The 6,074-nt window shown below is 41.0% G+C and carries 4 protein-coding genes; 1 reads left to right on the top strand and 3 read right to left on the bottom strand.

Annotated features, from left to right (window positions below; all coding sequences use genetic code 11):
* Window positions 1-129: 129 nt before the first annotated feature.
* From BT797_RS09855 to BT797_RS09845, 3 genes are all read right to left on the bottom strand, one after another.
* Entirely contained in the window at window positions 130-936 is an 807-nt protein-coding gene (locus BT797_RS09855) for a slipin family protein (protein ID WP_045111647.1), read from the bottom strand.
* Window positions 917-2,440, bottom strand: a complete 1,524-nt coding sequence (locus tag BT797_RS09850) for an NfeD family protein (RefSeq protein WP_075471898.1) — start codon at window positions 2,438-2,440, stop codon at window positions 917-919. The genes BT797_RS09855 and BT797_RS09850 overlap by 20 nt, the downstream gene beginning before the upstream one ends.
* A 104-nt stretch (window positions 2,441-2,544) precedes the next feature.
* The gene (locus tag BT797_RS09845) at window positions 2,545-4,245 is read right to left on the bottom strand and encodes a methyl-accepting chemotaxis protein (RefSeq protein WP_075471896.1); all 1,701 of its coding nucleotides are present in this window, start codon (window positions 4,243-4,245) and stop codon (window positions 2,545-2,547) included.
* Window positions 4,246-4,666: 421 nt separating this feature from the next.
* Between BT797_RS09845 and BT797_RS09840 the strand changes: the two genes are divergently transcribed.
* The gene (locus tag BT797_RS09840) at window positions 4,667-6,040 is read left to right on the top strand and encodes an alanine/glycine:cation symporter family protein (protein WP_045111646.1); all 1,374 of its coding nucleotides are present in this window, start codon (window positions 4,667-4,669) and stop codon (window positions 6,038-6,040) included.
* The last annotated feature ends 34 nt before the right edge of the window (window positions 6,041-6,074 follow it).

Below are 6,074 nucleotides of genomic sequence, written 5' to 3'. Positions count from 1 at the left end.
TAAGCTAACAATCTTTGAGTTGAGGTGACTAAAGACATCAATAATGAAAGTGACAATCACCAAATAAATTTAGCTGGAACCACCACGTCGATCCATGTTGTAATGAGTCGTAACAAGGGCGCCTTCTATTTACTCGTTATTATTACTCTCTGTTTTACTATCAGCTTTATCTGTTTTACTGGGCATTAAATTAGCAAGTAATTCCGTCGGCATTGGAAATAAGATAGTGGAGTTTTTCTCACTGGCGATTTCAGTTAGCGTTTGAAGGTAACGCAGTAGGATCGCATTTGGTTCTTGGGCTAGCTTAGCCGCAGCTTGGACTAATTTGTCGGATGCCTCCATTTCCCCTGAAGCATGAATAACTTTTGCCCGTCGTGTTCTCTCTGCCTCCGCTTGACGTGCGATGGCTCTGATCATGGTTTCGTTTAAATCAATATGCTTGATTTCCACATTAGATACCTTGATCCCCCAACCATCGGTACGTGAATCTAAGATTGCCTGAATATCGACATTGAGCATTTCTCTGTTAGCTAACATTTCATCCAGTTCATGTTGACCTAATACTGAGCGCAGTGTTGTTTGCGCCAATTGTGAGGTGGCTTGCAGAAAGTTTTCGACATTGATTATGGCTTTTTGTGAATCAATCACTCGGAAATAAATGACGGCATTAACCCGTACTGACACATTATCCCTACTGATGACATCCTGACTCGGTACGTCCATGACAACAGTACGTAAATCGACACGTACCATTTGTTGAACTATTGGGATGACAATGATCAAACCAGGCCCTTTTACTTTTTCAAAACGGCCAAGGAAAAAGATAACCCCACGTTCATATTCACGTAAGATCCGAAACATACTAATGATTAACAGGAGCAATAAAAATATAATTGCACCAGTAAATAGCATACCGCTATTGAGGATTGCTTGCATCGTTAACCTCCGATTCAGAGATTGGCAATAGGATTAGCGTTAAACCATCAATGCCATCTATTTGTACTACTTGCCCTGTGATTAATTGGTGTGGGCAATAAGCTGACCAACGTTCACCGTTTATATTAATATACCCTTGGCCGATAAAGCCCTTATCTATGATTACCTCAGTACCAATTAATGCTTCTCTACCACTGACTACTTTGTTTTTCCGCATATTCCAGAGGTAGCCAAATATAAAGATAAAAAACAGTAGTGAGAGTACAGCCACGGCAGCGATAAGTTGTAGCGATACTTGAAATTGCGGCAGATCGCTATCAAATAAAAATATCGATCCGAGTGTAAAAGCAATAATTCCACCGAGTCCAAAGATACCAAAACTGGGTGACATAGATTCTGCAACAAGTAAGGTTATCCCCAGTAATAAGAGACCTAATCCGACATAATCAATGGGTAGCAGCTGGAAGGCGTACAGTGCAATAAACAAGGAAATTGAACCTGTCACACCTGCGATCCCAACACCGGGACTATAAAATTCGAGTAAGATGCCATATACCCCGATTAGCATCAGAATATAAGCAATATTAGGGTCGGTGATAGTGCCAATAAAGTTACTGCGCCAATTAGGCTGGCGTAGTTCTAGTGGACTGTTAGTTAATGTTAGTAGTCTTTGCTGTTGTTTGATGGTTATGTATTGACCGTCAAGTTTTTGCAAGAGATGCTGTGGTGATTGCGCTAACAGATTAATCACGTTTTTATCCAGAGCTTCGACCGCCGTTAAGGTTGCGGCTTCTGTCACCGCTAATTCAGCCCATTCGACATTACGCTTACGCAGTTGTGCTAATGAACGAATATAGGCAACTGCATCATTGAGCACTTTCTTTTCCATGGCACTTTTTTCAGTCACTTGTGGTGAATCAGATGATGTGGGCGAGGGCTGTTGTTCTTCGGTGTCGGTGTTCGGTGAATCTGATTTGGAGTCTGGTTTTGTACTAGGTGTTGGCTCGGTTGTTGGTTGGTAAGGGTTTGCTGGTTTCTTATCCCCTGTAGGTAAAGGGTTACCTATACTGACTGGCGTTGCAGCGCCTAATGTGGTCGTGGTTGCCATTGCAGCTATATGGCAGGCATAGAGAATATAAGTCCCAGCGCTGGCGGCTCTAGCTCCTGGTGGATGCACTAAACAGGCGATGGGAACATTTGAGTTTAATATCGCCTGGTTAATATCCCGTAAGCTCGATACTAAGCCTCCTGGAGTATCGATGGTAATGATGATTAACGGTGGTGTCGAATGACCATTATCACTTCTTTCAGCATTTTTCAGGTTATTTGCGTGGCCAATTTCGCTGGTAAGGTAATGGCTAACTGCGGGACCAATTGCGCCTTTGATTGTTAATACCGGTACTGGAGTACCACCTTTATTAATGGCCGCTCCTGAAGGTTCGGCTAGGTTAGCATTTAGCATACTACTGTAGAGTAGTAATATGCTTATCAGCCAGTAATACATAGGTAATACCTCACAATCATATTAACTCTATTTTAGATCATGAATACCATACCGGCGTCTTTACCGGTGTTAATAACAATCCACATACCCTTGCTGTATTCACTTTATGCGAGTTTGAATTGGCTAAGTAATGTTTCTAATTGTTCTCCTGCGGTAGATAAATCTGTAGAAACTTGTGTTGTTTCATGGCTTGATTCTAGTAGTTGCGCGACCACATCACGGATATTAACCATGTTACGATTAATTTCATCGGTTACCGAGCTTTGTTCTGTTGCGGCTGTAGCAATATGGTTTGTCATTTCATTAATTGCATCAACAGCATCGGTGACAGCAGATAGGCTACCGCTGATTTGGGTTGATGATTGCATCGCGTGGGTGCTGGTCTCTTGACTGGTTTTCATCGCACTCACGGCTTGGGCAACAAATTGGTGTAAACCATCGAGCATAACCTTGATTTCTAGTGTGCTCTCTTGTGTGCGACTTGCTAAGCTGCGGACTTCATCTGCGACAACCGCAAAGCCTCGACCTTGTTCGCCGGCTCTGGCTGCTTCAATTGCAGCATTGAGTGCGAGTAAATTGGTTTGATCGGCAATCGCCCCGATAACTTGTAATACATGATCAATTTTTTGCGATTGGTCGTGTAGGGAACTCATGTACCCGCTAGCTTGCTCTACATTATCAACCAAAGTAGTGATGGCTGTGCTAGACGTTCTGACATTGTTTTGCGCTAATAAAGAATCCTTCGTTGCCATTTGTGTTGCATCGGCGACTTGAATGACGTTTTCTGCAACATCATTTGCTGTTGCATTCATTTCGGTGACAGCAGTGACCACTTGATCTGTTTCATTATTATGGATCGTTAGTTGTTCCGTGGTCTTTTTAGTTTGTTGGCTGAGGTTATTGGCAGAGTCTGATACTTGATGGGTGACATCAGCCACAGCGCTAATGATATGTTGTAATTTAGTGGTGAAACGATTAAATGCACCACCAAGTAAAGCTATTTCATCACTTCCTTTGATATCTAATCGACGGGTTAAATCACCTTCGCCATCTGCAATATCATTGAGCGTATTGAGCATATCATTAATTGGTTTTGCCAGACGTTTAGCAATCCATAACATAAATAAACTAGTTAGTATGACGAGTATAATGGCACTCGTAATCGCTAATTTTATTTGCGTATAAAATTGTTGCCACACTGAATGGCTAAAAGTAGTTAAATCATTAGCAATATCATCTACATATACACCAGTTCCAATAAACCAATCTGTGCCTGTAATCGGTGCGGAATAGCTTAACTTAGGCTGTAATGTATCAGTACCTGGCTTAGGATATACATACTCAACAAACCCACCACCTGACTGACTGGCTTTTATTAATTCTTGAATAAGTAAAACGCCGTTTTTATCTTTTAGTGAAAATCGGTTTTGTCCTTGGTTTTTTTCGTTACTTGCATCAGCGATATTGATTCCTTTACTGTCGTAAATGAAAAAATAGCTAAGGTTCTTGTCACCATAACGTGCGTGTTTAAGGATATCTCGTACGTTTGCTAATGTTTGTTTTTGGGTTATATTCTGCGCCTTAGCGTTAGTAATTTCTCGTTGCACTATTTTTTGTGTTATTTTTACTGCATCACTGATTTGTTTTTGTCGTTCTGTGCGTAGTAGCAATTCATGATCATGGATCATGGTTGTTACTGAGTTAGTCTGTAAATTAGTAATTATTGCTAATGTGGCTAGCAATGAAATAACCATAGGAACTATCGCAATCAGTAGTAATTTATTCTGCATTTTTAAATTATCCATGACCTAACCTTATACTCCATTAAAGATGACTGACTGTCTTTTTTATTAAGTCACCTTTTTACCTATTTTTATATATTTACATGTTCAAATTGTTAACTGAGTGTTTATTTTTTGTTTTTTTTAACTGTTTTTTTTAACTGTTTTTTCTAGATTGCAGATAGCAATGTATATAACACTGTGTTTTTTTCTTGTTAAAGCCTGTGCTGGAAGGCGCTGAGACTGATTTTTATGAATATTACGAATCAATTCATAGCCTTTCTGTTGCACTTATTTCATTTGAAATATAATGTCTTGTTATTTTAACTGTACGATATTTGGTTGCATGTTAATCAGTTGTGGGTATTATGTTTATCTGTTTGTTGGGTATATAACCTGATAATGTGCGTTTCACATTATCATTAGTCTTAAGGAAGGGATGTTGATGGAAGCTTTAACAGAGTTTATTTCTGCGGTAAATAGTGTTGTATGGGGTGTACCTATGCTCGTTATGATCCTTGGGGTAGGACTATTCCTATCTTTAGGGTTGAAATTAATACCTATTTTAAAATTAGGGACCGGTTTTAAGCTACTTTGGGCCGGACGTTCAACGACGTCAGGCGACAAAAACAAAGGTGAAATTACACCATTTAATGCGCTAATGACATCACTTTCTGCCACTATTGGTACAGGTAATATTGCGGGTGTGGCAACGGCTATCTTTTTAGGTGGACCAGGTGCGTTATTTTGGATGTGGTGTACTGCGTTAGTGGGCATGGCAACTAAGTATGCCGAAGCTGTATGTGCAGTTAAATATCGTGAAACGGATGAGAATGGTAACCACGTTGGTGGACCAATGTATTACATCAAAAATGGTTTAAGCAGTAAATGGGCTTGGCTCGGCACTGCGTTTGCTATCTTTGGTTCAATTGCTGGTTTTGGTATTGGTAACACAGTGCAATCAAATTCAGTTGCCGATGCTTTATCAAGTAGTTTTGGTATCCCACCAATGGTCTCTGGTTTAGTGATGATGGTACTCGTTGGTTTAGTACTGATGGGCGGTGTTAAGCGTATCGCTGATGTGGCGGGTAAATTAGTACCGTTAATGGCTATTTTCTATATTGGCGCTGGCTGTGTAGTGCTGATAATGAACGCGAGTGAAATTCCTGCCGCATTTGCTTTAATCATTGAAAGTGCATTTACACCAGTCGCTGCACAAGGTGGTTTTGCCGGAGCTGCTGTTTGGGCTGCTATTCGTTTTGGTGTCGCACGTGGTGTGTTCTCTAACGAAGCGGGTTTAGGTAGTGCGCCAATTGCGCATGCTGCTGCACAAACCAATGATCCGGTTAAGCAGGGTCTTATCGCTATGTTAGGTACCTTTATTGATACTCTTATCGTTTGTACTATTACGGGTCTTGCGATTGTCGTTACTGGCGCTTGGACATCGGGCGATACGGGGGCAGCATTAACATCTGCAGCGTTTGCAAGTGCATTACCTGGTGTGGGTAACTATATTGTAGCGATTGCACTGTCAGTATTTGCCTTCACTACTATCCTTGGCTGGAGTTTCTACAGCGAGAAATGTGTGCAATATCTATTTGGTGTTAAAGCAATTGTACCATTCCGTATTTTGTGGATCATTGCAGTGCCAATTGGTGCAACAAGTTCACTGAGCTTTGTTTGGTTACTTGCTGATACGCTGAATGCAATGATGGCACTGCCGAACTTGATTGCACTAGCGCTACTGAGCCCTGTGGTATTCAAGCTAACGAAAGAGTATTTTGACAAGCAAGGCGAAGCTGCTAAGAGTCGTAAGTAGTAAAAGTCTTTTCTAAAGCTCGATTGCTAACAAG

It is taken from the genome of Moritella viscosa (genome assembly GCF_900120065.1).
Lineage (GTDB): Bacteria > Pseudomonadota > Gammaproteobacteria > Enterobacterales > Moritellaceae > Moritella > Moritella viscosa.
Note: the sequence above shows the minus strand (reverse complement) of the source record. Positions and strands in the feature narration are given on the sequence as shown.